Genomic DNA, 26,241 nt, shown 5'->3' on the forward strand with positions numbered 1-26,241 from the left:
CAGGGACCGAAACGAGACATATGACTACGCGAGCCCAAGGAGTGGGGTTCCGTTCAGAGCGGGGCCCCATTCTCATGGCACTGATGCTGTCCACCGGACTGGTTGCCATTGATTCCACCATCGTTGCCACCGCAGTCCCTTCGATTGTTCGCGACGTGGGCGGGTTCGAATCCTTCCCCTGGCTCTTTTCTGCGTACCTGCTGGCCCAGGCCGTCTCGGTGCCCATCTACGGAAAGCTTTCGGACATGGTTGGCCGCAAGCCGATCATCCTGGCAGGCATCGGTTTGTTCCTGCTCGGTTCAATCCTCTGCGGGATCGCCTGGAGCATGCCCGCCCTCATCGCTTTCCGGGCGCTGCAGGGCCTCGGCGCGGGAGCCGTGCTGCCGGTGTCCATCACCATCGCCGGTGATATCTACTCAGTTGAAGAGCGGGCCAAAGTCCAGGGCTACCTGGCCAGTGTGTGGGCGGTCTCCTCAGTGGTGGGTCCCAGCCTGGGCGGCATCTTCTCCTCGCTGGGGATCTGGCGCGGCATCTTCCTGGTCAACGTTCCGCTGTGCCTGCTGGCAGGGTGGATGCTGCTCCGGACCCTGCACGAAAACGTCGAGCGCGCCAAGCACCGCGTGGACTACGCCGGCGCTGCGCTCCTGGCAGGCTCGCTTACCCTGCTGATCCTTGGGGCCCTCCAGGGCGGACAGGCATGGGAATGGAACTCACCGGTTGGTATCGGCGTCTTCGCCGTGGGTGCCGCCCTCCTGGTCCTGTTCCTCCTGGTGGAGCGGCGGGCCGCGGAGCCAGTCCTACCAACCTGGGTGGTGTCGCGGCGGCTGCTGGGTACCACTGCGTTGGTGTCCTTCGGCGTCGGAGCAGTCATGATCGGACTGACCTCGTATGTGCCCACGTTCCTCGAAGGGGCCCTGTCCACCTCGCCGTTGATTGCCGGCCTGGCGCTCGCAGCGCTGACCCTCGGCTGGCCGATCAGCGCCTCGCAGGCGGGGCGGCTCTACCTGCGGATCGGGTTCAAACCCACAGCCCTGATCGGAATCGCCGTCACAGTGGCAGGCCTTCTGGTCCTTGCCCTAACTTCGGCCACTCCCAACGTGGCGCTGATTGCCACCAGCTGCTTCGTCGTCGGACTCGGCCTGGGCTTGGTGGCCACCCCGACCCTTATCGCTGCCCAGTCCAGCGTGGAATGGAATGAGCGCGGCGTCGTGACGAGCACCAATATGTTCGCGCGGTCCATTGGCAGCGCCCTCGGCGTGGCCGTGTTTGGCGCCATCGCGAACTCGGTGTACGCAACCACGGCAGGAGGCAGCGGTGAGGCGCCCGCCGTCGTCGCCGCTTCAGGGGCCGTCTTCCTGGCGGCGCTGGCCGCAGGCCTCCTCACTGTGGCGGCGGTGCTGTCAATGCCCGCGGTCAAGGCGAACACGGGAAAGCAGGCCGCGGGGAAGCCCGCCCAAGCCGAGCCGGTCGCCAGCGGGGCCGAAGACGGTCAGGAGCGCTAAAGGCTAGCGGGATGCGCGGAAGATCTCCGGCGCAGGCCGAGTGCCGGTGGCGAGGTCGGCAAGGATGCGGCCAACGACGGGAGTGAACTTAAACCCGTGTCCGGAGAATCCTGCGCCTATGACCACGGGGCCAATCCGGTCCAGGATGAAGTCCTCATCGGGGGTGGTGGTGTACGTGCAGCTGATGGCCTCGAATGAATCGGCGTCAACGCCGGGCAGCCACGCCCGGGCGTAATCCTGCAGGGCGGCGAGCTGTACGGGTTCCGGCTGGAAGGATCGCCGGTCCGGGTCCACTACCGGGCCCACGCCGTGCCACCCGGCCTTGATCCCCTCGCCTGGAGTCTGCATGCCATAGACGGGGGAGTACCAGCTCTTGTACTCCGCGCCCGCGCCGGGCATGTGGTTGAACCCCGGCCACCGGGCGCCCGCATCCGCCACCCGGAAGTGCGCCGGCTGCTCTTGGGTGACCCGCAGCTTCGGAATCCTCAGCTGGGTACTTCCCGAGGCGCCGGCCAGGAGTTTTTGAGTCCAGCCGCCGGCGGTGACCACCACCTGGGCGGCGGTGACCACTTCGGTGCCCGCGCCGGACTCAAAGGTGAGCCGGACGCCGTCGTCCATCACTTTCAGCTCCACCACTTTGGTGTGATGCCGCATCTCGGCGCCGCGGGCCACCGCGAGCCGCTGGAAGGCGGGCAGGGCCGCCTCCGGGTTGAGCTGGCCGCCGTCGGGCATATGGAGTACCTGCTGGTCGAAACGGATGCCGCGCCAGCGCTCGCCAGCCACCGCCGGGGACAGGAACTCGGCGCGAATACCGGCCTGGTTCAGCGCATCGGCGACCTCCGGAAGCCGGGGATCGGGGCCGTGGCTGACGATTCCCGTTCGGGCCAGCAGCTTTTCGCCGCTGTCCTGTTCCAATTCGTCCCACAGGCTCAAACCTTCGGCCAGCATGGCCACGTATTCCGGCCGGTGGTAGCCGGGGTTTAGGTTGCGCGTGGCCCCGTGCGAGGCACCGATCTTGTGTCCCGGCCCGAACTGCTCCACCAGCGTTACCTGGCGGCCGCGGCGGGACAACGCCCATGCCGCAGCAGAGCCCATGGCTCCGCCGCCAATCACCACGGTGTCCAGCATGTTCTCCATCAAACTCCCATCACGTCAGCAGCAGCGCTACGCCAATCATCGCCGGGACGGCCACCACGGTAGTAATCAGCACGGTGTCCTTGGCCACGGTTAGGCCCGTCTTGTAACGGCTGGCGGCCACAAAAACATTCTGCGCGGTGGGCAGTGCTGAAGTGACAACGACGGCAAACAGGATGTGGCCCTCCAGCCCCAGCGCGAAACGGGCAAAGACGTACGCAAGCGCTGGCTGGACCGCCAGTTTGAACGCGCTGGCCAGCAGGGTATCCACCCGCCGGGCGGTGGAGGCCTGAAGCGGGCGGGTGCCGTTAAGGCTCATGCCAAAGGCAATCAGCATGGCCGGAATCGCCGCACCACCGATCAGGTGGATGGGCTCCATAACCAGCGGCGGAACCTGCCAGCCCGTGCCTGCCACCAGCAGGCCCAGGGCGGACCCGACGATCATGGGGTTCTTGAGAATCATCACCGCAAAGCTCAGGGGAGTGGTGCGGTGCGAGCTGGTACTCGAGTCCAGGATCATCAGGAACAGCGGCGTGAAGAAGGCCAGTTGGAAGATCAGCAGCGGCGCCACGTAGCTCGCATCGCCCAGGACGTAGACGGCGATGGGGATGCCCAGGTTGGCGGAGTTCACCAAGGAGGCCGCCATCGAGGACATCAGGGACTCGGGAAGCGAGCGTTTCAGCCAGAACTTGGCGATGGCAAAGAAGAGTGCGGCCGTGGCGACGGCCGACACCGCGGCGACCAGCAGGGGAGCCGCAAAAACCTCGGCGAGGCGCGCCTTGCTCAGGGTTTCGAACAACAGCGCCGGGCTGGCCACAAAGAAGGTGAGGGAACTGAGGACCTGGCGTGCGTTGTCACCCAGTATCTTCTGCCGGCCCACGAACCAGCCCACCAGGATGATGCACCAGACCACAAAGAAGCCAGCAAGGACACCTAACAAGGGACAACCCGCTGGGAGTTATACCGCTTGTAGTTAAACTGCAGGGCGCGGCGGCGGAAGGTACTGGGACACACGCTCCGGTTTAGAGGGAAGCGTTGTTAAGGGCAAAAGGGGGGCGGAGCAGCCCGGGCGTCAGTCCCTCGGCGGGGTCGTTGCCCAGTTGGACAACGCGGTTGTTTCCGTCCACGTGGACCACCTTGGGCTCGTAGGCCTTCGCCTCTTCGGTGGTCATCTGTGCGTAGGTAATCAGAATGACAATGTCGTTTTCCTGCATCAGGTGGGCCGCAGCACCGTTGATGCCGATGACGCCGGAGCCGCGCTCGCCGGCAATGGTGTACGTCTCCAGCCTGGCGCCGTTGGTCACGTCCACGATGGACACCAGCTCGCCGGGAAGAATATCGGCAGCATCCAGGAGGTCCAGGTCGACGGTGACCGAACCTACGTAGTGCAGGTCGGCGTGCGTCACGGTGGCCCGGTGGATTTTGGACTTGAACATTGTTCGATTCATAACGGCATCAGTCTAGCGCCGGGGGCCATTCCGCGCAGTGACGCAGGGAACACCGCAGGCGGAAGTTGCAAACCGCGAAGTGAAGGGCCCGACGGCGGCCGGTCACCCGGCGTCGTCTGTCGCCACCGCCGCGGCGGCCGCGGCCAGCGTCTCCCTTGCTGCCAGGATGGCGGGCCGCTTGGCGCTGGAACGGCGCACTGACGTGAAGACTGTCCGGTGCGGTTTGCCCGGCAGCTCCAGCAGTTGGGCAGTGGTGCCGCGGCCTGTCCAGACCAGGTCCGGCATCAGGGCTACGGCGTTGCCGGACTCGATCAGCCGGATCTGCGCCTGCAGGTCGGCGGTTTCAAAGCGCACGTCCGGTTCAAACCCGGCGCTGCGGCAGGCCTGCTCCGCCCAGTGCCGCGATGCGGCTCCCCGCGGTTCCATAACCCAGGCGAGCTCTGCGGTGTCCGCCAGCGAGCTGATGGCGGGCCCGCCGTCGGACGCCGGTGGAACTGCCAGCCTGATCGCATCGGTGGTCAGCCGAACGCGGTCCAGCTCGGGATAACGCGGGGCAGCGTGCCCCGGGTACTGTTCGGCGATGACAAGGTCGAAGTCCCGCGCCCAGGTCTCGTGCAGCGCGGTTTCCGGTTCGCGCTGGATCATCTCGATGCGGACCTCCGGGTAGGCTTTGGCCATCCTCGTCAGCGTTTCCGGCATCAGGGCAAGGGCCGCGGACTGGAAGACCGCGATCCGGACGGTCCCCGTGACAGTGGTCAGGGAAGCCGCGAGGTCGGCTTCGGCCTGTTCCATGGTCTGCAGCAGGCTCGCCGTGTGCGCCACCAGCACTTCAGCCTGCGGCGTGAGCTGCACCCGCCTGCCGGTCTTGCGGAGCAGCTCAACGCCTACTTCCTTCTCCAGCAGGGCAAGCTGCTGCGATACCGACGACGGGCTGTACTGCAGTGCCTCTGCCACCTCTGCGAGCGTTCCCCGGATGCTTAATTCCCGGAGCAACCGGAGCCTGCGCAGGTCAAGCATGGGGAATTCCTAACTGAAACTAACGAATATAGGTTAGAAGTAGTCACTTTATCTAATGCAAGCAGGCTTGCATACTGTTGGGACCGAGTTACCCCCGTCACAGCGCCTAACGGCGTGCCGCGGCGGGGTCGCACCCCAAGCAGGAGTTCCTGATGAGCACTAGAGATATGAGCCAGTCGATCATGAGGCGCAAGCCCATCGACGACATTGAGGAAGAAAACAAACACAGTGGCCTCTTTAAGTCACTCGGGCTGTGGCAGCTTACGGCTATCGGCGTAGGCGGCATCATCGGCGTCGGCATCTTCTCCCTTGCGGGACTGGTGGCAGCAGGAAGCGAAACCGCACCCGGGGTGGGGCCCGCGGTGCTGATTTCCTTCCTGGTGGCCGGCCTTGCTTCGGCGGCCGCGGCGCTGTCCTACGCAGAGTTCGCGGGCATGATTCCCCGCGCCGGCTCGGCGTACACCTACGGATATGTGGCGTTGGGCGAGATCATTGGCTGGTTCATCGGCTGGGACCTGCTGCTCGAATACATTGCCATCGTGGCCGTTGTGGCCATCGGCATTTCCGGTTACTTTGACGCTTTCCTCTCAGGCATCGGCATCAACATGCCCATCTGGATGACCTCCACCGCCGAGGAAGGCAGGGGTGGCATCGTGAACATCCCGGCCATCGTCGTGTGCCTCATCGTGACCTGGATCCTCTCCCGCGGCACCAAGGCGTTCGGCCGGTTCGAGCTCGTGGCGGTGGCCATCAAGGTCGTCCTGATCCTCTTCATTATTGGACTGGGCGTTTTCTACATCGACACCAACAACTACAACCCATTTATGCCCAGCGGCTTCGGGCCCGTCCTTGCGGGTGCTGCCACTGTCTTCTTCGCCGTGTTCGGCTACGACGCCATGAGCACCGCGGCCGAAGAGGCCAAGGACGGCAAGAAGCACATGCCCAAGGCCATTATCCTTTCGCTGATCATTGCGATGCTCCTGTACGTGGCCGCCACACTGGTGCTGACCGGCATGCAGAACTACAAGGACATCGACCCCACCGCAGGCTTTGCTTCGGCCTTCACAGGTGTAGGCCTGCCGGTGATTGCCACCATCATCTCGGTGTTCGCCGTGTTGTCCATCCTCACCGTGATGCTGACCTTCCTCCTGGGTGTTACCCGCGTCTGGTTCTCCATGAGCCGCGACGGCCTGCTGCCCGGCTGGTTCTCCAAGACCGACCGCCACGGCACCCCGCAGCGCGTCACATGGATCGCCGGCGTGACGTCCGCCCTGCTGGCCGGAGTGTTCCCCATCAAGGCAGTTGCTGACCTCACGAACATCGGCATCCTGGCCGCGTTCGTCGTCGTCTGTTTCTCTGTGATCGTGTTCCGCTACAAGAAGCCGGATGCTCCCCGGTCCTTCCGCCTGCCCCTAATGCCGGTCATCCCGGCCTTCGGTGTGCTGGCCTCGGCGTTCCTGATGTTCCAGCTGCACTGGGAAACCTGGGCCCGCTTCGGTGTCTGGCTTGTTATTGGCCTGGCCATCTACTTCTTCTATGGCAAGAAGAACTCCCTGATGAACCCGAATAGCCCGCGGCACGACGAGATCGTGGAGATGCACCGGCCTGTCGGCTGACCCTCTCCGGGACGCTCTCCCACTTAATGTCGCTTGAACCCGGACGCTCTATCACCTTCCTCTGGAGGGTGATAGAGCGTTTCCGTTTTTCCCGCATTAAGTGAGAGAGGGTGGCCCAAATGGTGCGGTAAGTGATGGGGCGTCTGAGGAAGGGTGCGGGGTCATGTTTGAGCCCTTTGAACCTTTGGGTTTTCTAACCTGTATTGCTTAGAAAAGATCGCTTTATCTTACGTGACAGGAAGCTCATACTGGTGGGTAAGACCTCCTCGAATCACAGGAAAGAACGAGAAAAGCCATGACCCACATTGCAATGGAACCGGCAGTTGCAACCGGAACTACGCCACGGACCGTCGACGTCGATGTGCCCCAGGCGAAGGCGCTGGCCAGCGAAGCGGTAGCGCTGGTCCGCCACTGGCTGACCGAGGCATCCAAGGTTCCCGTGGATGCTTCCGCCCAGCAACTTGCAGGGGTGCTGAAGGACCCCAACGGGCTCGAGTTCACCGTTGGCTTCGTGGACGGCGTGGTCCGTCCCGAAGACCTGAACGTGGCCGCGCGGAACCTCGCCGCGCTCGCGCCCAAGGTCCCCGCGTTCCTGCCCTGGTACATGCGCCGCGCGGTGCAGCTGGGCGGGACCATGGCTCCGGTGATGCCGCAGGTTGTTATCCCCATTGCCCGCAAGGTGCTGCGCGAAATGGTGGGCCACCTGATTGTTGACGCCACCGACGCCAAGCTCGGCCCTGCCATCGCAAAGATCCGCAAGGACGGCATCAAGCTCAACGTCAACCTCCTCGGCGAAGCCGTCCTCGGTGAGCACGAGGCCTCCCGCCGGCTCGAGGGCACGCACACCCTGCTGGCCCGCCCCGACGTCGACTACGTCTCCATCAAGGTGTCTTCCACCGTTGCCCCGCACTCCGCCTGGGCCTTCGATGAAGCGGTTGAGCACGTCGTCGAGAAGCTGACCCCGCTGTTCCAGCGCGCCGCCTCCTTCGCCGGCAACGGTAAGAAGGCCAAGTTCATCAACCTGGACATGGAGGAGTACAAGGACCTGGACATGACCATCGCGGTCTTCACCAGGATCCTGGACAAGCCAGAGTTCAAGGACCTCGAAGCCGGCATCGTGCTCCAGGCCTACCTCCCGGACGCCCTGTCCGCCATGATCCGCCTGCAGGACTGGGCGGCCGAACGCCGTGCCAACGGTGGCGCCGCCATCAAGGTCCGCGTGGTCAAGGGTGCCAACCTGCCCATGGAGCAGGTGGAGTCCTCGCTGCACGACTGGCCGCTGGCGACCTGGGGCAGCAAGCAGGATTCAGATACCAGCTACAAGAGCGTCATCAACTACTCCCTTCACCCGGGCCGGATCCAGAACATCCGGATCGGCGTGGCCGGCCACAACCTGTTCGACATCGCCTTCGCCTGGCTCCTGGCAAAGCAGCGCGGCGTTGAAACCGGCATCGAGTTCGAGATGCTGTTGGGCATGGCGCAGGGCCAGGCCGAAGCCGTCAAGAAGGACGTCGGCTCGCTGCTGCTCTACACCCCCGTGGTGCACCCGGCCGAGTTCGACGTCGCCATCGCCTACCTGATTCGCCGCCTCGAAGAGGGCGCGAGCCAGGACAACTTCATGTCTGCGGTGTTCGAGCTGAGCGAAAACGAGGTCCTGTTCGAGCGTGAGAAGCAGCGCTTCCTCGCCTCGCTTGCGGCGTTGGACAACAGCGTTCCCCCGGCCAACCGCCAGCAAAACCGCAACCTGCCGCCGGTTCCGATGCCCCATGAAGGCTTTGGGAACACCCCGGACACGGATCCCTCCCTGCCGGCCAACCGCGACTGGGGCCGGGCCATCCTGGGACGCGTCCCGTCCTCCACGCTCGGCAACGCCTCCGTGGAAGCCGCCTTCATTAAGGATGAGGCAAAGCTGAACGCGGCCATCACCACCGCCGTCGAAAAGGGCAAGGCCTGGGGCGAACTCTCCGGCGCCGCGCGCGCGGAGATCCTGCACCGCGCCGGCGACGTCCTGGAGGCCCGTCGCGCCGACCTGCTTGAGGTCATGGCCAGCGAGACCGGCAAAACCATCGACCAGGGCGACCCCGAAGTCAGCGAAGCCGTGGACTTTGCCCACTACTACGCCGAGTCGGCCCGGAAGCTGGATGAGGTCGACGGCGCCACGTTCGTCCCGGCCAAACTCACCGTGGTCACGCCGCCGTGGAATTTCCCGGTCGCGATTCCGGCAGGATCCACCTTGGCGGCACTCGCCGCCGGCTCCGCCGTCGTCATCAAGCCTGCCAAGCAGGCCGCCCGCAGCGGCGCCGTGATGATCGAGGCCCTGTGGGAAGCGGGCGTGCCGCGCGACGTCCTCACCATGGTGCAGCTTGGTGAGCGGGAGCTCGGCAAGCAGCTGATTTCGCACCCGGCCGTTGACCGGGTGATCCTCACCGGCGGTTACGAGACCGCCGAATTGTTCCGGTCCTTCCGCCAGGACTTGCCCCTGCTGGCGGAGACCAGCGGCAAGAACGCCATCATCGTCACCCCCAGCGCGGACCTGGATCTCGCAGCCAAGGACGTGGCATACTCCGCGTTCGGCCACGCCGGCCAGAAATGCTCCGCGGCCTCACTGGTTATCCTGGTGGGCTCGGTGGCCAAGTCCAAGCGGTTCCACAACCAGCTGATCGACGCCGTGACCTCCCTGAAGGTGGGCTACCCGGAGGATCCCACCAGCCAGATGGGGCCGATCATCGAGCCTGCCAACGGAAAACTCCTCAACGCCCTCACCACCCTGGGTGACGGGGAAAACTGGGCCGTGGAACCGAAGAAGCTGGATGACACCGGCCGGCTCTGGAGCCCAGGCGTGCGCTACGGCGTCAAGCGCGGTTCCTACTTCCACCTGACCGAATTCTTCGGCCCGGTGCTGGGTGTGATGACCGCTGAAACGCTGGAAGAGGCCATCGCCATCCAGAACCAGATCGAGTACGGCCTCACCGCAGGCCTGCACTCCCTGAACACGGCGGAGCTGGGTACTTGGCTGGAGACTATCCAGGCCGGAAACCTGTACGTGAACCGCGGCATCACCGGCGCCATCGTGCAGCGCCAGCCCTTCGGCGGCTGGAAGAAGTCAGCAGTCGGAGCCGGCACCAAGGCTGGCGGCCCCAACTACCTTGCCGGCCTGGGCGAGTGGACTTCCGCCGCGAGCACGGCGGATACGCCTGTGACCAATCCCGGTGTCGGGCGGATCATCAATGCAGCCGGTGCCGCGCTGGAACCTGCAGAACTCGAATCCGTCCAGCGCGCACTGGCCTCCGATGCTGAGGCCTGGGCCAGCGAGTTCGGTACGGCCAAGGACGTCTCCGGCCTCAGCGCGGAGCGCAACATTTTCCGCTACCGCAGCCTGCCCGTGACAATCCGACTCTCGGGGGGCGCGCCTCTCGCACACCTCGTGCGGACCGTGGCGGCGGGCGTGCTGGCGGGCTCCGAGCTTACGGTGTCCACCGCAGCCGGGCTTCCTGCCCAACTGCGCGCGGTGCTCACCGCACTGGACATCGACGTCAAAGTTGAGTCCGACGCCGAATGGCTGTCAACCGCCGGCCAGCTCGCCACTGCCGGCAGGCTTTCCGGAGCACGCATCCGCCTGATCGGCGGAGATGCTGCTGCCCTGGCGCACGCGACCGGCGGCCGGCCGGACCTTGCTGTCTACTCCCACCCGGTCACCGAGGCCGGCCGCGTGGAACTGCTGCCGTTCCTGCATGAGCAGGCTGTCAGCATCACGGCGCACCGCTTCGGCACGCCGAACCACCTCTCGGACGCGTTGATCTAGCTTCATTCGCAGGGGCACAGCAAAGGCCGGGCGGTCACCTTGACGGTGGCCACCCGGCCTTCTGCTGTACGGACTGGTTGGCTATCCGCTAGCCGAGGTACCAGCCCGGCGGTGTCCATGTCACCGGCACGCTGTGAGCGGAAAACTCCTCGCAGCGGGTGCACGTATAGGCGACTTCGCCCAGGGCTGCAACAGCCCCGTCCCGCCGGTAGGTCGGGGGGATGTAGGACTCAAGGTAGATAAATTCATCAGTGCGGCACTTGTCGCAGGTGGGCTTGCCGACGTATCCGGAGTCCGTGGTGGCCAGTCCGGAGCCGAGGGTGGATTGGCGGGTGGCCAGTGGCCGCGCAGTGTTATGCGGGCGGGCATGTGAAGTGCTGAGGCGGGTGTTCTTGGCTGTCGTCATTGGCTGCCTGTCCCGAGCGCGCCACCTGCCGGGCAGGGCCGTGCTCGTATTGAAGAACGGCCAGCTGCTTGACCATGGGAAAACCAGCATAGGGGATGTAACGTTCCGGCATCAATGGAGAACGGGTTGTCTTCCAGCCAAAGCTTCAGCTGTTCAGAAACGACTTCAGGGCTGTTACCCAGGCTCCGGGGGCATCAAGGTGTGCGTCATGGGATGCCCTGGGAATGTCAACGCGCCGGACGTTATGGCCGCGGGCGACGAACTCCGCTTTCTCCTCCGCTGAAAACATTCCTTCTTCGCCATACACCACGAGGGTTGGCCCCGCGACGGCTTCCCACTCCTCCCAGCGGGGCCGGTTCAGCCCTTCCATCGTGCCCGCCATGACGTCAGCACAGAAGCGAGGCCAGTACCCGTCCTCCCGTTCTTCAAGGTCGGCCACCCACGCGTCCTGCAGGGGCCCGTTGCCCAGGAACTCTTTCGCGGCGGCCCGGCTTGGAAATGGAACCGGCCAGGAACGGAAGAATTCTCCGAGCTGCATATTCCCGGCAGCGCTGCTGCTGCCGGCACTGCTTTCCAGAAGCACGAGCTTGCTGACCAGGTCCGGCCGCTTCGCTGCAACGAGCATCGCGGTATGGCCGCCCATCGATTGGCCCACGAGTGCCACGGCGCCGCCCACCGCGGACTCGATCACGTGGACGACGTCGGCAACAAAGGCTTCCCGGGAAAGGTCGCTGGGCCGTGAGGTGCTTCGGCCGTGGCCGCGCAGGTCAACCAGGATGGTCCGGAACTCCGGAAGGGCGCCGGCGGTTTCGAAAAATTCCATTGCACTGCCGGCAAGGCCGTGCAGGATAACGACCGGAGAACCGTCCCCGCCCGTGTCGAAGTAGTTGATCCGGACCCCGAATCCAACGTCAAGGGCGAACTGCTGTACAACGCCGGTGGTTGCTGTCATGCGTACAACCTACTCGGCGTGAGCCCGCAGGCGGGGACCGGCATCAATAGGTTCGAAAGTGCCTAGGCCGGGCGGTTGATAGTCCGGCCCACAATGGACTGCGTCAGCGCATCGATCACCTCGGAGTTTGCCAAGGGGTTGCGGATCAGGGTGAAATCCACGTCGCCCACTGCCGGCAGGTCAAAGCGGCGGGTGATGATCTTCAAGTCGTCGGGCACCAGCGAGGACGGCATGACGGCGACCCCGATGCCGGCCCGGACTGCGGCAAGGACGCCGCTGATCTGGCGCGTGGTGCAGGTGATGCGCCAGGTCCTGCCGTGCGCCTCCAACGCATCGATGGCGAGCTTTCGGCTCAAGCTGGGTGAGGGGTAGGCGATCAGCGGGACGGGAGCCCCGGGTTCCAGCACGGTCTGTTCCTGGCCCACCCAGGAGAACGAGTCGTGCTGCACCACTGTGCCGTCCTTGGCCCCGGCGACCCATTTCACAAAGACGAGGTCCAGCTGGCCCGCATTGAGCTTCCGGTACAGTTGATCGCTTTGGCCGACGGTGAGTTCCAGGTTGATCTGCGGATAGATTTGCCGGAATTCGCGAAGGATCCTTGGCAGGCCGGTAATTGCCAAATCATCAGCGGTACCAAACCGGAGCCTTCCACGCATGGCGGAGCCGGAAAAATACCGTGCAGCGGCATCGTGAGCCGAGAGGATGTTCCGTGCGAAGCCTGCCATCGCATCCCCGTTGTCCGTCAGCCGGACATCCCGCGTGTCCCTTGTGATCAGCACCCGTTTGGCAGCTGTTTCTAGCTTGCGGACGTGCTGGCTGACGGTTGGTTGGGCCAGCCCCAGCCGATCAGCAGCCTTTGTGAAACTCAGGGTTTCGGCGACCGCCAGGAAGGAGCGCAGCTGCGCAGGTTCAAACACTGTGGACTCCAGTGGGGCAGGGTGCGGATAGAGGCGGCATTGCAGTTTGCAATACGAGTTATAGGGACAATACGCCTCCATAATCACGTGCACCCAGCCTAGCGTTAACGGCATCCCGGACCGACCGCAATTTGAGGACACACCTGTGGCACCCCCTCCGCCTTCATCGGCAACCGTCACCCAGCCCGTCACCGACTCCACAAGCGCTGCGCCGCCGGATAACCAGACCCAGCCCCTCGCCGTCGTCCCTGACCGACTGCCGTGGAAGCACACCTTTATCTCGCTGAAGGTCCCGAATTTCCGGATCTTCGCGGTGGGTCACTTCATCGCCGTCATCGCCATCTGGATGCAGCGCATCGCCCAGGACTGGATGGTCCTGCAGCTTTCCGGATCCGTAACTGCGGTGGGCATCACCGTGGCGCTGCAGTTCCTGCCCTCCCTTCTGCTGGGACCCTGGGGCGGCATGGTGGCGGATCGATTCGCCAAACGGAAAATCCTGATCCTGTGCCAGAGTATGGCCGCGGTCCTGGCTGCCGCGCTCGCGGTTCTTGCGCTGACAGGGACCGTTGAAGTCTGGCACGTCTACGTCATCGCCCTGGTCCTCGGCCTGGTCACCGTGCTGGATCAGCCCGCCAGGCAAGTGTTCGTCAACGAACTGGTGGGGCCGAAGTACCTGCGCAACGCGATCAGCGTCAACTCCACCACCTTCCAACTTGGAGGACTGATTGGTCCCGCCCTCGCTGGATGGTTGCTGACCGCCGTGGGGGCCGGTTGGGCGTTTGCCGGCAATGCCGTGGCCTGTTGTTCCACGGTGGCCATGCTCCTGATCCTGCGGAAGGACCAGCTGTTCGTCAGTGCACCGACGCCCAAGAGCAAGGGCATGCTCCGCGAAGGACTCAGCTATGCCCTCAGCAAGCCCACCATCTACTGGCCGTGGCTGATGGCGGGGTTCATCGCGGTTTTTGCCATGAGCCTGCCGGTAGTGCTTGCCGCCTTCGCCGATCACGTCTTCGACGTCGGAGCCGGAGGCTACGGGCTGCTGAACGCCCTCGTGGCACTTGGCGCGCTAGCGGGAGCCGTGGCGTCGACGCGGCGCCGGCAATTGCGGCTCCGCTCCGTGGTGTTCTGCGCCGGCATGTACGGAATCATGCTCTGCCTTGCTGCCGTGGCACCGTCCATGCCGGTGTTCGGGGCGGTGATGGTGCTATCCGGATTCTGGTGCCTGATGTTCCTGACGGGATCGAATCAACTCGTCCAGGTCAGCTCCAACATGAGCATCCGGGGCCGGGTCATGAGCCTGTACATCATGGTCCTGATCGGCGGCCAGGCAATAGGCGGGCCGATGCTCGGTTGGCTCTCCGAGCATGCCAGCCCGCACGTGGCCCTGCTGGTCGCCGGGGGAGTCCCGGCTCTCGCCGCCCTGACGGTCGCCGTCGTCCTGGCGCGGAAAGGCTCGCTGCTGCTGAGGGTCAGCCTTAAGGACCGCCGCCACCCCGTGAGCATCGTCAGCAAGGCGACGGCGGCGTAAAGCGGGCTACAGGGCCAGGTGCGGGTATGCGGCTTCCCGCTTCTGGAACGCGAGCACATCCTTGTTGCGGATGACGCCGTCACGGATCTCGATGGCCCGGGTAATGGTGTCGTTCCCGGCCCACGCCTCCGGGCCGTCGATGACCGTTGCCAGGAACGGGAGCAGGGCCTGGCTGATCTCCCAGGTGGAGGAGTTCCAGAGATAGGACGGGCTGTGGTCCACCGCGTAGTAGTTGACGTGTTCACCCACGGTGAACATGGGATCTGCGAAGGTGGTGGACCTGGCCCAGCTGAATCCCATTCCCTCGTCGCAGGAAACGTCCACGATCAGGCTGCCCGGGGTGAAAGCGGCAAGATCCTCTGTTTGCAGGTAGGTCAGCGGATTGTTGGGGTCCTGCAGGGTGCAATTGACCACGATGTCGCTCTCGGCCAGGAAGGGCGCCAGCGGCACCCGGCCCCGCTCGGTGATGACCTGGCTCAGGAAGGGTGCTTCGTCGTCGTGATCGAACTGGACGATATTGACCGAGTGAATAGGCGCGCCTACGGCGGCCACTCCGCGGTTGGTCAGTACCTGGACGTCGTGGATACCGTGGGCATTCAGGGCCGTCACTGCACCGCGGGCCGTGGCGCCGAAACCGATCACCACTGCGCTGAGCCGCCGCCCGTAGTCGCCGGTTGAACCGGTCAGCGCCAGAGCGTGCAGGACCGAGCAGTACCCTGCAAGCTCGTTGTTTTTGTGGAAGACGTGCAGGCCGAAGCCGCCGTCGCTTGCCCAGTGGTTCATGGCCTCGAAGGCGATCAGCGTCAGCTTCTTGTCGATAGCCAGTTGGGTGATGGCGCGGTCCTGGACGCAGTGCGGCCAGCCCCAAAGGACCTGCCCGTCGCGCAGTTCGGCGAGATCCTCCGGTTGCGGCTTCGGCAGGAGGACGACGTCGGCCCCCGCCAGCAGTTCCTCCCGGCCGGCCATCCTGCCCACCAGGGTGGAGAGGTGCGCGTCCGGGACGCCGAAGCGCTCGCCGTAGCCTTGCTCGAGGATGATGTGTTGGCGGACATCGGGCGCGATGCGCTCAAGATGCAGCGGGTGGATGGGGAGCCGGCGCTCGGCCGGTTTTCGCGTGGACGCCAGGACGCCCAGGGTCAGTTTGTTCTCGAGGCCGGTCACTTCTTCTTTGCGGCCTTGCTGGACGTCAGGTCCAGGGAGCTGGCCGGCGCGGAAGCGGCCTTCTTGTCTGCGCGCTTTTCCTTGATGGATTTGCCGGATTTCTTGGATGCTGCTTGACGCGGGGACTTGTCAGCCATGATTGCTCCTGTAGCGGAACCGAAGAGGTTCCTGACCTCTGACGATACACGCCGGTACCTAATGGACCCGGGGTGTAAGTGCCTCTTCCGCTGCACTCGTGGAGCGGCTGACGGGAATCGAACCCGCGTATCAAGCTTGGGAAGCTAGCGCTCTACCATTGAGCTACAGCCGCATCGCCCCGTTCCAGGGGCAGAACATAGCTTAGCGCAGATGTGGCGGCGGGCCGTCCAAGCGGCGGGCGGGGTGCGCGTGTCCCAACATCTGGGACGTCATCCAGTAACTCTTCAATAACGTCGCGGGCGCTGGCTAGGTGGGGGCGGGGGAGTGCGGGCTAACCTGATCCGGGTAGCTGCAAAGCCGGGGGGTGCAGCTGCTGCGGCAGGTAGACGTCAACTATGAAAGATCCCGATGGCATTCGCAGAGCATGAGGTCCTCATCCGCCGCGATGCCATGGCTGTGTACCTCTACCTGCTCGATGCAACCAACCTGCCGCTCTGGCGGGACGGCGTCCGCAGCGTCAAACTGCTGCGGGGCTCCGCAGGAACCAAGGGCGCCGTGTACCGGCAGATGGTGGCAGGGCGGTCCGGCCTGAGCATCCCGGCCGACCTGGAAATCACCCAAGCAAGGCCTGGGGCTGAAATCCAGTTTGATGTCGTTTCGGGCCCGTCATGCCGGTCGGGCGGCTATTACCTGAGCACGGAAACGTCGGGCACGCGCGTCCGGTTCGCGGTTGAAGCCGAGCAGGAGGGGCCCTATGGGTTCCTGAACCCGATGACTTTCCTGAACCGGCTCGGTTTGCTTAGCACGATGATGCGGCGGAGCCTCAGCTCGGAGGTAGGCCAGCTGGAGCGGCTCAAGGACGTCTTGGAGCTCCAACCGGCCGTATAGCCTTTACTGCGCCAGCCGCTGCCCCGTCCATGGGCCTGTAATGTTCGACGGCGAGGCCAGGCTTCCTGACGTCAGGTCCCAGTACTGCACCACGTCCGAGGCCCGGCGGAGCGCCACCCCAGTGGAGTTGAGCCCGGTAACGTCCCGCAGCGGGCGAATCCCCGTAACGTCGCCCCAGCCGGTGGCAATGGTCAGCCTTGTCTCCGCGCGCAGCGCGGTGGTGCCCCAGCCGCGGTGAAGCTGGACGGATCCGTCCGACCGCACGGCCAGGATGTCCTGGAACCCGTCAGCGTCGTAATCCACCATGGACAACTTCCGGGCGGTACCGATGTTCCCAATCAAAGCGCGCTCGGAGAGATCTCCCAGCCCCTTGTTGGGGTACAGGTAAAGGTTCCCGCCTCCGTCCAGTGCCAGAAGCTGGGGGTACCTGTTGTTGGCGCACCAGCCGCCCACTGCAAGGGTGAGTGTTTCCCAGCCGCCGCTCCCAAGCGTGACCGGCACCTGGAATCCGCCGGCGGCTATGCCGCGGTGCAGGGTGACGGTGCCGTTGGTCCATTGCGTCAGGAGGTCGTATGCGCCGTCGCGGTCCCAGTCTGTAGTGAACACGTCCTTGGCGCCTGCGAAGCCTGACCCGATGGACCGGGCCGCGGCATAGGTGCGCGCCCCGGTGGCCGCGCGGGCGAGGACTTGGCCCGCTGAGTCAACTGCCACGAGGTCGGCTGGCCCCTTGATGGCTGCGGCCGAGAGGTCCAAAGTGGGCGGCATATGCCGGCCGGGAGCGTCGCAGATGCTGGGCGTGGGCGGGGGGAACGCAGGGCCTGACACTGCGCCGCCGGGGGAATTCACGGTGCCGGCCGGCAGGCTGGTGTAGCCAAAGAAGTTCACCACGCCCCAGATTTTGTACGTTCGGTCCGTGTAAGAGATCCCGGCACCCATGACATTAAAACGTGGATCGAGCAGCATGGCGTTGTGGCCGGCAGACCCCTTCCACCACTCCACCAGTTGTGCGGCGTCACGGTCCGTGCGGATGGCGATGACTTCACCGGCGCCGTTGTTGGCATTCATGGCACGGGCGTCAGTCCAGAAACTGGCGCGGTGCTCAATGACTTCACGGGAGGCGATGCTGTCCGACCACTCCTGCGCCAGCCCTGCCACGGTGGGGTGGTACTTCACCGGGTTCAGGCCCTTGGATGCCCGGTACTCATTGATCCTGTTGAACACCGTGAGGACCGCCGCGGCATTGCTGTCCTGTATCAGCGCTTCCGTCGAGGGCAAAGCAGCAGGGGACTCGGGGGCCGCCAGGCGTTGGGGCGATGGGGCCGGGTCCCCGTCCGGCCCCCAGAGCGGCGGGATCCAGGGGACTTCGGGGGCTGGTGCTGCGGCTGGTTCTGCGGCTGCGGCGGTGGCCGGCGCAGGTGCGGTGAGGGCCTCCGTAGCAGTTGCTCCCGCGGCTGGCTCCGCTTTGGCCGGACCTGTGGTCCCGGCCGGTGATGCCGGCCGGATGTCCGGTTCGACGGCGGGGGTGAGCCCGGAGGCAGCCGAAGGGTCGCTCGAGGAAGCGCCGCCGTCGTCGTTCACGCTGACTGGGCCCAGGGTGACACTCCGCGGTCCCGCCGCGCTCGCTGCCTGGCTCGCCGTAAGCGGCAGGGGTGCGGTGCCTGCGGACGAGGAAACCAGCGCCAGCGCGCAGAGCACGCCAATAAAAGAGGGCGCGACCAATTTATTCACTACATCCCCAGCTCTGTTGGGCCATCCGGGAGACCATCCGGCGCCTGAATCACTGAGGCAACATTAGCCCCACTAGATCACAGGAACAACGAAAGAATGCGGCTGTGTATAACCGATACGGTAATTTGGGACGGTGCTGATCTCTGACCGCGACATTCGCGCCGAAATAGACTCCCAGCGGATCGTGCTGGAACCGTACGAACCGGCGATGGTGCAGCCGTCGTCGGTGGATGTCCGAATCGACAAGTTCTTCCGTCTGTTCGACAACCACAAGTACGCGCACATCGATCCGGCCGAAGAACAGCCGGAGCTCACGCGCTTGGTGGAAGTGGAGCAGGACGAACCCTTCATCCTGCACCCGGGCGAGTTCGTCCTTGGCTCCACTTATGAGACGGTGACGCTTCCCGACGACATTGCTGCCCGGCTGGAAGGCAAGTCTTCGCTGGGCAGGCTTGGGCTGCTGACCCACTCCACCGCAGGTTTCATCGACCCCGGCTTTTCAGGCCACGTCACCTTGGAACTCTCGAACATGGCCACGCTGCCCATCAAGTTGTGGCCAGGTATGAAGATTGGCCAGCTGTGCTTCTTCCGGCTGACCTCGGCGGCCGCCTACCCCTATGGGCAAGGCGATTACGGGAACCGCTACCAGGGCCAGCGTGGGCCAACAGCCAGCCGCAGCCACCTGAACTTCCACCGCACCGCTATCTAGGCTTTCGCAACAACCGCTGATTAGGCTTTCGCGGCAATGCCCGCAGGGGGCAGCACCGTTTTAACCAGCGGTTCCACGTAGCGTGCCGCCAGTGGACCAACAACCGCCATGATCAGCACATAGGCAGTAGCGAGGGCGGCAAGTTCGTCTGGAATTGCCCCGGAGGCCAGGGCCAGCCCGGCGATGACAATCGAGAACTCGCCGCGTGCTATCAGTGTGGCTCCCGCACGGAACCGGCCGGGACGGGCGATGCCCACCCGCTTTGCAGCCCAGATCCCGGTTGCCATCTTGGTGGCTGCGGTGATGAGGGCCAGCACGAGTGCCCAGCCGAGCACCGGCGGAATCGACGTGGGGTCCGTGTTGAGCCCGAATGCCACAAAGAAGATGGCGGCAAACAGGTCCCGCAACGGTTCCAGGATGCGGGTGGCGTTGTGGGCGGTGGCGCCGGAGATGGCGATCCCGAGCATGAAGGCCCCAACCGCCGCGGACACCTGCATGGCTGAAGCCAAACCGGCCACCAGCAGCGCGGCGCCCAGGACATTCAGCAGGAATACCTCTGAGTTCTCGCTGTGCACGGCCTTCGACACCCGGTGTCCGTGGCGCAGCGCAATCATCAGGACGAGGCTCACCACGGCCAGCGCGACACCCACGGTGGTCAGTCCGCCGAGGAAGCTCACGCCGGCCAGCATCGCTGTGAGGATGGGCAGGTAGACAGCCATCGCCAGGTCTTCAAAAACCAGGATGGACAGCACTACGGGAGTTTCACGGTTGCCCAGCCGGCCCAGGTCCGTGATGACCTTCGCCGCGATTCCCGACGAGGAGATGTAAGTGACGCCGCCCATCACCATGGCGCCCACCCCGCCCCAGCCCAGCAGCAGGGCAAGGGCGGCTCCAGGGAGGAAGTTCAGGACCAGGTCGAGTACGCCGGCCTGCCAGGAGCGGCGAAGGCCAGTGAAAAGCTCGGCGGCCGTATATTCCAGTCCGAGCATAAGCAGCAGCAGGATGACGCCGATTTCCCCGGAGAGGTGGGCAAACTCATGCATGCCTTCGAGCTTGACGATCCCGCCGGCCCCGAAGGCGAGCCCGCCCAGGAGATACAGCGGGATGGGTGACATTCCGATCCGTCCGGCCAGCCTGGCCAGGAGGCCGAGGCAGAACACAACGGCCCCCAGTTCGATGAGGGTCAGGGCCAACGGGTCCATCGCGTTTATCCGTTACGCAGGATATCGGCCGCCGAGTCGAGGCCTTCCTGGGTGCCAACAGCTACCAGCAGGTCGCCAGAGTGAAGGACGACGTCGGGCCCCGGCGAGGGGAGCACCTCGCCTTCGCGCATGATGGCCACGATGGAAACGCCACAACGGGTGCGGATGCAGGCCTTCCCCATGGGCTGGTTCTGGAACGGGGAGTCCGGCGCGATCGAGAATTGCCGGGTGACGATGCCGGGAACATCCTTGTGTTCTTCAGTCAGCTTCATGGCCAGGTGCTGCCCGCTTAGGAGGTTTCCGAGGGCTGCAGCCTCGTCCCCGGTCAAGGGAATCGAAGCCTGGCACGTATCGGGATCATCCCAGGTGGAAACGATGAGTTCCATCTGGCCTTCCCGCAGCTCCACCACGCCGATTCGGCGGCCGGATGCCGTCATAAAATCTTTCCGCCGGCCGAGGCCCGGAAGATCCGTCTCATCCACGTTCATGAACCAAGCCTAGTCTGCCGCAACCCGCTTGGCGCTGGTCCTGAGGATTCCCGCACGACCAGCCGCATCGCGGTAGGGCCGGGCTCCGGGGGAGCGGGGGCATCAGGGGTAAGCGCAGCGAGCAGCTGGTGCATGGTGCTGCTTCCCAGGGCCTCCAGGTCCATCTGCACGGTGGTCAGCGAGGGCACCAGGAATGCGGACTCCGGGTGGTCATCCCACCCCACCACACTGACATCCGCAGGCACACTGTAGCCAAGGTCGTGGAGGGCGCGCATGGCTCCGATAGCCAGTTGGTCATTGGCGGCGAAGATGGCGGTGATGGAGGTATCGGCCATCAGGGTTCTTGCGGCCCTGTAGCCGGAGGCCGAGCTCCATTCCGCGTCTGCGACCCCGGCGTCCTCCAGGCCTATGTCGCTGAGGGCCCGCCGGTACATGGCCAGGCGGTTGCGCGCGGCTGGCCACTCCTGTGGTCCGGCAATGTGGGCAATCCGTCGGTGTCCCAGGCTCGCGAGGTGTGCCACGATGGCCTGCGCTGCGGAGCCGTCGGAGATCCGGCCCTGGCCGCGCATCTTGTCGTCGTACTCCCCGGCGACCACCACTGGGATGCGTTCCTGCGCCTGCAGGAGGTCGCTGTTCGAAATCGGCACAAAGGACAGGGCCCCGGCGAACGGACCGCCATCGAGGATCCTCCGCAGCCTCGCTGTCCGCTCCGGCCCCGTTCCTTCCAGGGCCACGACGTCGAGCTGGTAGCCCGCTGCATGGGCCGTGTCGGCTGCCCCGTTGAGCATCCGGGACGGAAAGTACGGCGAGGCGCCGGGCACCAGGGCCAGGAGCCGGTACGTGGCCTTGGTCCGTAGCGAACGGGCCGTCAGGTTGGGCGAGTAGTTCAGTTCCGCCATGGCCCGCTCCACCTTCTCGGAGGTGGCCGCCTTCAGCTTCGAACGGTCCGCCATGTACCGCGAAACCGTCTGGTGCGAGACGCCGGCGAGCCGCGCCACCTCATAAATGGTGGCGGCGCGGGCGGGTTGCCGGGACTCGGCCGGGGTTTGTGTCACAGCCTGGAATCTTCCCACGTGGTCAGCCGGCCGCACATGCCGTAGCCTTCACCAGTTCGCTGCCGGCCCCGGACCACTGCCGCTCCCGCCATCGAAGCTGCCGACCCGTCCTCCAGCTCCAGCAGCGCTTGCTCCGTTGCTGCCACTTGGCTGCGTACGTTCGCAGCCCAGATTTCCTTCCAGCGCTCCACTTTCGGCCGGACCAGCGCCGCGGCGAGGAGATGGAATTCAGCCAGGACTTCCGGCCCGTCACGAAGGACCGACTGATGCAGCTCGGCGTATCCTTCCAGCGCAAGGTCCCGCCGCCGGCGGGCGGCGGAGGAAATCACTGATTGATCCGCGTTCGGCGGGAGGGCCGCGTGCTGCGCATAAAGGTCCGGGTCCTGCAGGATGTGCCGCGGGAAGGTCAGCACGGAATCCCCCGCCTCCGGCAAGCCTGCGTTGGACATAATGACGTTGAGCGTCAGCTCTGCAGTGTTGACCAGGCGGTGGATTGTTCCGGGGCTGAACCAGAGCAGGGATCCTGCAGTGAGGTCATGCTCGGCCGGGCCCTCCATTGAGATGGTGTGGACCTGGCCGGCCCCGCTTGTCACCAGGTAGGCCTCGGAGGACACCGTATGCAGGTGCGGGGAGCCGCCGCACAGCCCGTCACTCGCCTCCCAGTCGTAGACCCGCAGCCCACTGACGGCAGTACCGCCGGGGAAGCCGGGCACCACTGCGGATGAATTCATCGTTCCGTTCCCCGGCCTGCCCGCGGCTCAGCCGCACCTGCCAGGACATCGCGGGCGGCGGCGGCAAGTGCTTCAGCCCGGCCGGCATCCGACTCGCCGTCCGCTATCACCACCCCGTACCGGTACCGCAAGGTGGAGCCGGCCGGGAACAGGACTTCCTTGCTGAAGAACGGTGCCGGGCCCATGCAGGCGAAGGGCTCGGACCGGGCAAACCACTCCGGCTGGGGGTGATCACTGTGGGGGTCGTCAACCATCACAACCGTGGAAAAGCGGCACGTTTCATCATGCTGGCCCACGAAGGAAAGCCACGGTGCCCGCTGTCCACGCAGCTCCTCACCTGTGGCCCCGCCGGGTCCGATGATCGCTCCGCCGGCGAAGGACCGGGGGCCGCGCCAGAACAGTCCGCCATAACCGGCGTTGTCACGTCCCTCCGTGGTGGGCGATCCGATGTGGATGTCCTCGCCGGAGACGTTGGTCATGGCTGAATCGAAGACCAGGATGTAGCTGTCGTCGTTATCCGGCACTACCTGGAAGGACCGCTCCTCCTCAACCACGAGCGACCCCGCCTGGGTAATCCACTGCAGGGTATGAGCAAAACTGAACCTGCCGCCGTCGTCCGCGGCCTGGCGAAGCTCGCCGTGCCGCAGGGCGCCATTGTTGGGCAGCCACTGGTAGTCCTGGCCGCGGCGGTAGCTGGGGCCGCCCCAGAAGTTGTCCGGGCCCAGGTGCGGCAGCGACCAGGCGATGCCCTTGTGCCAGACGTGATCGTGCGGGCGGTAGGCGCTCACCAAGTCGCCGGTCCGCGTCCGGACAGGGTGGAAGTAGGGCCTGGGTGACTCCACCTGGGGATCATCGGCGGCGTAGGTGTAGGTCAGGACAGGGACGCTGTCGAGGGACACGGCGACGGCAGCCCCGTCGTCAACCCAGCTGAAGGGGCCGGCAGTAGAGGTGGTGGAGGATCCGGGTGCGGCAGTGCTCATGCGTTGCTCTTTTCGAGTTTCCAGGGTTCGAGCCGGCCGTCGGCGCGGTCGAAGAACGGGTTTCCTTCAGTGATTTCGCCACGGCGGACGGTCTTGCCGGTGATGGCGGAAGCGTAAATTGCGGCGGCGAGTTCCATCGTGGGGTAGGCCTCTGCAAGGGTGACCGGCGGGACGGCGCCGGAGCTGATGGCGCGAATGATGTGTGCGTACTGGGCCGGATGACCGCTTGGCGTGACGGCGGAGCCGTCTGCCCAAAGGTCGGCGAGGTGCTCCTGTCCGGGGGCCGGGGTGAAGCGCCAGTGGGAGTCGTCGTAGCCGTAGAGGTGCTCGAGTTCCACGGTGGCGTTCTCGTAGTCGAACCGGAGTTGCGAAGTTTCGCGCGGTGAAATGACAGAGTTGATGACAGTGCTGAGGGCACCTGACTCGAAACGGACGATTGCCGTGGACACGTCCTCGGTTTCCGTGCGGCGCGCCAGCCTGCCGGCAAAGGCGGTGACTTCCTGCCACGGGCCCCAAAGGTGGAGCAGCATGTCGAACTGATGGATGCCGTGGCCCATGGTGGGCCCGCCGCCTTCAACGTCCCACTGGCCCCGCCATGGAACGTCAAAGTATTCCTGGTTGCGGAACCACAGCGTGTTGCAGAAACCGGTGAGTGCGGCGCCCAGGGCGCCGGACTCCTGCAGCGCGGCCAGCTTGCGGGCGCCGCTGCCGAACCGGTGCTGGAAGACGCAGCTGACGTGCTTGCCGGAGGCGCGTTCGGCCACCTGCAGCTCCCGCATCTGCCGCAGCGAGAGTGCCGGAGGTTTCTCCAGCACCACGTTCAGGCCCAGGGACAGTGCCTCCAGGGCCAGGGACGCGTGCGACGACGGCGGGGTGCAGACGGCGACGACGTCCAGGCCGGCTTCGGCCGCAGCGGCCAGGCTGGGCGCCGTCTGGGCGAAGCCCATTTTCTCCGCAAATGCTGTTGCGCGGTCTGCGTCGATGTCCACCGCGACCACGAGCTCTGCGCCGGCGAGTTGAAGGGCTTCGGCGTGGGCGTGGGCTATGCCGCCCGTGCCGATGATTCCTGCTCGCGGGCGGCGGGAGGCCTGCTCCATAGGTAGTGCTCCTCGTCATTGAAAGGATTCATTTTCTCGATTAGTTCAAGTATGTGATCGATAACAGAAGGAGTCAATACCTCGAGGGCCAATACGGCAGGGTAGCTGGTGGCTGCGGCGGGCACAGCAAAAGGCGAGGCAGATGCGCGTGGTGCGGCAGCGTTCGGGGAAAATCAGGCCGCGGGGATGACCGCGATGGGGGCCTTGTCCGGTGACTTCACCGGCAGCAGAACCAGGAGCCCGGCCAGGAGAACCACCATGATTCCCAGGATGCCCCAGCGTTGAGCTTCACCCGGGGCCACCAGCGGGGTGGCCAGCGTAATGCAGAGGGTAAAGAGCGCCGGCGCCAGGAAACTGACGGCCCGGCCGGTGGTGGCGTAAAGCCCGAAGAGCTCGCCGGATTCGCCATGCGGGGCAAGCCGGGCCAGGTACGCCCGGGACGAGGATTGGGCGGGACCCACAAACAGGCAAAGGAACAGCCCGAACACCCAAAAGGTGGTGCTGCCGGGCCAGTCCGTGCCGAAAAAGTCATAGTTGCCGTTGCCCAGGACCAGGATGACCGTGCCGGCGATGAGCAGGCCCACCAGGGATCCGATAATCACTGACTTGGGCCCGATCTTGTCATCAAGAAAACCGCCGATGATGGCGCCCACAGCGGCCACCACATTGCCGAAGATGGCGAAGAAAATGACTTGGGACAGTTCGAAGCCAAAAGTGCCCGCGGCGATGATTCCGCCGAAGGTGAAGACCGCGGCCAGGCCGTCCCGGAAAACGGCGCTGGCCAGCAGGAAGTAGATGGTGTGCGGACTGGTGGCATAGATCGCCTTGATCCGGCGGATCAGCAGCCCGTAACTGCCCATGATTCCCAGGCGGCCAACCTGCGGAGCCTTTGGCAGTTCGGGCACGGCAAACAGCACGGGCAAGGCGAACACAAAGAACCACAGGGCAGAGAAGACTGCCACGAGCCGGATGTTCAGGCTGTCCTCCGTTGAGGCGCCGAACCACTCGAAGCTTGGTTGGACGAACAACTGCAGGACGATCAACAGCGCAACGATGCCGCCCAGGTAGCCCGCCCCCCACCCTAGGCCGCTGACCTTGCCGATGTTCCGCGGCGTGGAGATCTGGGCAAGCATGGCGTTGTAGTTGACCCCCGCGAACTCGAAGAACACGTTGCCAAGGGCGATGAGGGACACTCCCAGCAGGAGGAATTCGGGCCGGGGGAATACAAAGAAGCACAGTGCAGTGAGAATGGCGACGGCGGCCGTGTTGACTCCCAACCAGAGCTTGCGCCTGCCGCCGGCGTCCGACCGTTGACCGGTGACCGGAGCCAGTAAAGCGATGGCCAAGCCGGCAACGGCCAGCGCCCCGCCCAGGACAGCCGACGCCTGGTCTTCGCCCCCGAACGCGTTGGACGTGAGGTACACGGTGAAGACGAACGTGGTCATGACGGCGTTGAAGGCGGCCGAACCCCAGTCCCAGGACGCCCAAGCCAGAACCCGGCCCTTGCTGGTTGCCTGGTTCCCGGATTCAAGTTCCGAGGACGGATGGGTTGCCCCGGGAGCGCTGGCGCTGTTCATATGATGCATCGTATCCGCCGATGGCGAACAGGCGGCGGACTTCGAGCCCGTCACGCCGGGGAATGCGGGGGCAGGATACAACACGGAGGAAGGAAGGGGAGGCCGGGTCTTGATAAACTGGCTCCTCCCGAACCCAACCAAAAGCCGCCTGCTCCAACTTTTGAC

General features: G+C 65.0%; 23 protein-coding genes and 1 tRNA gene. 6 read left to right on the top strand and 18 right to left on the bottom strand.

Annotated elements, in window-relative coordinates; all coding sequences use genetic code 11:
• Positions 1-20: 20 nt before the first annotated feature.
• On the top strand, positions 21-1,502 hold the full coding sequence (locus tag AC5RV1_RS12805; protein WP_493994821.1) for an MFS transporter: 1,482 nt from the start codon (positions 21-23) through the stop codon (positions 1,500-1,502).
• Between the two features lie 3 nt (positions 1,503-1,505).
• Here AC5RV1_RS12805 and AC5RV1_RS12810 read toward each other — a convergent pair whose 3' ends face one another.
• The 4 genes from AC5RV1_RS12810 to AC5RV1_RS12825 all read right to left on the bottom strand — a co-directional run bounded on the left by AC5RV1_RS12810 (position 1,506) and on the right by AC5RV1_RS12825 (position 5,101).
• Positions 1,506-2,639, bottom strand: coding sequence for an FAD-dependent oxidoreductase (locus tag AC5RV1_RS12810; protein ID WP_493994822.1), 1,134 nt, complete (start codon positions 2,637-2,639; stop codon positions 1,506-1,508).
• A gap of 10 nt (positions 2,640-2,649) precedes the next feature.
• Positions 2,650-3,576 carry an AEC family transporter gene (locus tag AC5RV1_RS12815; RefSeq protein WP_493948100.1) on the bottom strand — a complete coding sequence of 309 codons (927 nt, stop codon included), beginning with the start codon at positions 3,574-3,576 and terminating at the stop codon, positions 2,650-2,652.
• Positions 3,577-3,658: 82 nt separating this feature from the next.
• Positions 3,659-4,084, bottom strand: coding sequence for an aspartate 1-decarboxylase (panD, locus tag AC5RV1_RS12820; protein ID WP_493948098.1), 426 nt, complete (start codon positions 4,082-4,084; stop codon positions 3,659-3,661).
• Between the two features lie 102 nt (positions 4,085-4,186).
• Positions 4,187-5,101, bottom strand: coding sequence for a LysR substrate-binding domain-containing protein (locus AC5RV1_RS12825; protein ID WP_493994823.1), 915 nt, complete (start codon positions 5,099-5,101; stop codon positions 4,187-4,189).
• Between the two features lie 152 nt (positions 5,102-5,253).
• On the opposite strand from AC5RV1_RS12825, the gene AC5RV1_RS12830 reads away from it, so the two are divergent.
• Both AC5RV1_RS12830 and AC5RV1_RS12835 read left to right on the top strand, forming a co-directional pair.
• On the top strand, positions 5,254-6,717 hold the full coding sequence (locus tag AC5RV1_RS12830) for an amino acid permease (RefSeq protein ID WP_493948096.1): 1,464 nt from the start codon (positions 5,254-5,256) through the stop codon (positions 6,715-6,717).
• Between the two features lie 295 nt (positions 6,718-7,012).
• Entirely contained in the window at positions 7,013-10,519 is a 3,507-nt protein-coding gene (locus tag AC5RV1_RS12835; RefSeq protein WP_493994824.1) for a bifunctional proline dehydrogenase/L-glutamate gamma-semialdehyde dehydrogenase, read from the top strand.
• 88 nt (positions 10,520-10,607) lie between these two features.
• Here the strand turns inward: AC5RV1_RS12835 and AC5RV1_RS12840 are convergent, their stop codons facing one another.
• From AC5RV1_RS12840 to AC5RV1_RS12850, 3 genes are all read right to left on the bottom strand, one after another.
• Positions 10,608-10,925: a hypothetical protein gene (locus AC5RV1_RS12840; RefSeq protein ID WP_493948092.1), complete on the bottom strand. Its 318-nt coding sequence runs from the start codon at positions 10,923-10,925 to the stop codon at positions 10,608-10,610.
• Positions 10,926-11,070: 145 nt separating this feature from the next.
• Positions 11,071-11,877 (bottom strand): alpha/beta fold hydrolase, encoded by an 807-nt coding sequence (locus tag AC5RV1_RS12845; RefSeq protein ID WP_493948091.1) that lies wholly within the window; start codon positions 11,875-11,877, stop codon positions 11,071-11,073.
• 62 nt (positions 11,878-11,939) lie between these two features.
• Entirely contained in the window at positions 11,940-12,794 is an 855-nt protein-coding gene (locus AC5RV1_RS12850; RefSeq protein ID WP_493948090.1) for a LysR substrate-binding domain-containing protein, read from the bottom strand.
• A 145-nt stretch (positions 12,795-12,939) separates the two neighbouring features.
• On the opposite strand from AC5RV1_RS12850, the gene AC5RV1_RS12855 reads away from it, so the two are divergent.
• A complete protein-coding gene (locus tag AC5RV1_RS12855; protein WP_493994825.1) occupies positions 12,940-14,322 on the top strand; it encodes an MFS transporter in 1,383 nt (460 codons plus the stop codon).
• Positions 14,323-14,328: 6 nt separating this feature from the next.
• Here AC5RV1_RS12855 and AC5RV1_RS12860 read toward each other — a convergent pair whose 3' ends face one another.
• From AC5RV1_RS12860 to AC5RV1_RS12870, 3 genes are all read right to left on the bottom strand, one after another.
• On the bottom strand, positions 14,329-15,483 hold the full coding sequence (locus AC5RV1_RS12860) for a N(5)-(carboxyethyl)ornithine synthase (protein ID WP_493994826.1): 1,155 nt from the start codon (positions 15,481-15,483) through the stop codon (positions 14,329-14,331).
• Positions 15,480-15,620, bottom strand: coding sequence for a hypothetical protein (locus AC5RV1_RS12865; protein ID WP_205484577.1), 141 nt, complete (start codon positions 15,618-15,620; stop codon positions 15,480-15,482). Before AC5RV1_RS12865 ends, AC5RV1_RS12860 begins: the two co-directional genes overlap by 4 nt.
• 99 nt (positions 15,621-15,719) lie before the next feature.
• Positions 15,720-15,793, bottom strand: a tRNA-Gly gene (locus AC5RV1_RS12870).
• Between the two features lie 236 nt (positions 15,794-16,029).
• Here AC5RV1_RS12870 and AC5RV1_RS12875 point away from each other — a divergent pair.
• Positions 16,030-16,509: an SRPBCC family protein gene (locus AC5RV1_RS12875; RefSeq protein ID WP_493994827.1), complete on the top strand. Its 480-nt coding sequence runs from the start codon at positions 16,030-16,032 to the stop codon at positions 16,507-16,509.
• Positions 16,510-16,512: 3 nt separating this feature from the next.
• On the opposite strand, the gene AC5RV1_RS12880 is transcribed toward AC5RV1_RS12875, so the two are convergent.
• The gene (locus AC5RV1_RS12880; RefSeq protein WP_493994828.1) at positions 16,513-18,237 is read right to left on the bottom strand and encodes a CAP domain-containing protein; all 1,725 of its coding nucleotides are present in this window, start codon (positions 18,235-18,237) and stop codon (positions 16,513-16,515) included.
• Positions 18,238-18,370: 133 nt separating this feature from the next.
• On the opposite strand from AC5RV1_RS12880, the gene dcd reads away from it, so the two are divergent.
• On the top strand, positions 18,371-18,946 hold the full coding sequence (dcd, locus tag AC5RV1_RS12885) for a dCTP deaminase (RefSeq protein ID WP_163167536.1): 576 nt from the start codon (positions 18,371-18,373) through the stop codon (positions 18,944-18,946).
• Between the two features lie 20 nt (positions 18,947-18,966).
• On the opposite strand, the gene AC5RV1_RS12890 is transcribed toward dcd, so the two are convergent.
• The 7 genes from AC5RV1_RS12890 to AC5RV1_RS12920 form a co-directional block, all read right to left on the bottom strand.
• Positions 18,967-20,148 (bottom strand): cation:proton antiporter, encoded by a 1,182-nt coding sequence (locus AC5RV1_RS12890; protein WP_493948085.1) that lies wholly within the window; start codon positions 20,146-20,148, stop codon positions 18,967-18,969.
• 5 nt (positions 20,149-20,153) lie between these two features.
• On the bottom strand, positions 20,154-20,636 hold the full coding sequence (locus AC5RV1_RS12895; RefSeq protein ID WP_493948084.1) for a cation:proton antiporter regulatory subunit: 483 nt from the start codon (positions 20,634-20,636) through the stop codon (positions 20,154-20,156).
• Positions 20,633-21,691 (bottom strand): LacI family DNA-binding transcriptional regulator, encoded by a 1,059-nt coding sequence (locus AC5RV1_RS12900; RefSeq protein ID WP_493994829.1) that lies wholly within the window; start codon positions 21,689-21,691, stop codon positions 20,633-20,635. Before AC5RV1_RS12900 ends, AC5RV1_RS12895 begins: the two co-directional genes overlap by 4 nt.
• On the bottom strand, positions 21,688-22,422 hold the full coding sequence (locus AC5RV1_RS12905; RefSeq protein WP_493994830.1) for a cupin domain-containing protein: 735 nt from the start codon (positions 22,420-22,422) through the stop codon (positions 21,688-21,690). The genes AC5RV1_RS12900 and AC5RV1_RS12905 overlap by 4 nt, the downstream gene beginning before the upstream one ends.
• Positions 22,419-23,402, bottom strand: a complete 984-nt coding sequence (locus AC5RV1_RS12910; RefSeq protein WP_493994831.1) for a DUF6807 domain-containing protein — start codon at positions 23,400-23,402, stop codon at positions 22,419-22,421. The genes AC5RV1_RS12905 and AC5RV1_RS12910 overlap by 4 nt, the downstream gene beginning before the upstream one ends.
• Positions 23,399-24,499: a Gfo/Idh/MocA family protein gene (locus tag AC5RV1_RS12915; RefSeq protein ID WP_493994832.1), complete on the bottom strand. Its 1,101-nt coding sequence runs from the start codon at positions 24,497-24,499 to the stop codon at positions 23,399-23,401. Before AC5RV1_RS12915 ends, AC5RV1_RS12910 begins: the two co-directional genes overlap by 4 nt.
• A 173-nt stretch (positions 24,500-24,672) precedes the next feature.
• A complete protein-coding gene (locus AC5RV1_RS12920; protein ID WP_493994833.1) occupies positions 24,673-26,076 on the bottom strand; it encodes an MFS transporter in 1,404 nt (467 codons plus the stop codon).
• Between the last annotated feature and the right edge of the window lie 165 nt (positions 26,077-26,241).

The organism is Arthrobacter sp. Hb9-2 (assembly GCF_059091165.1).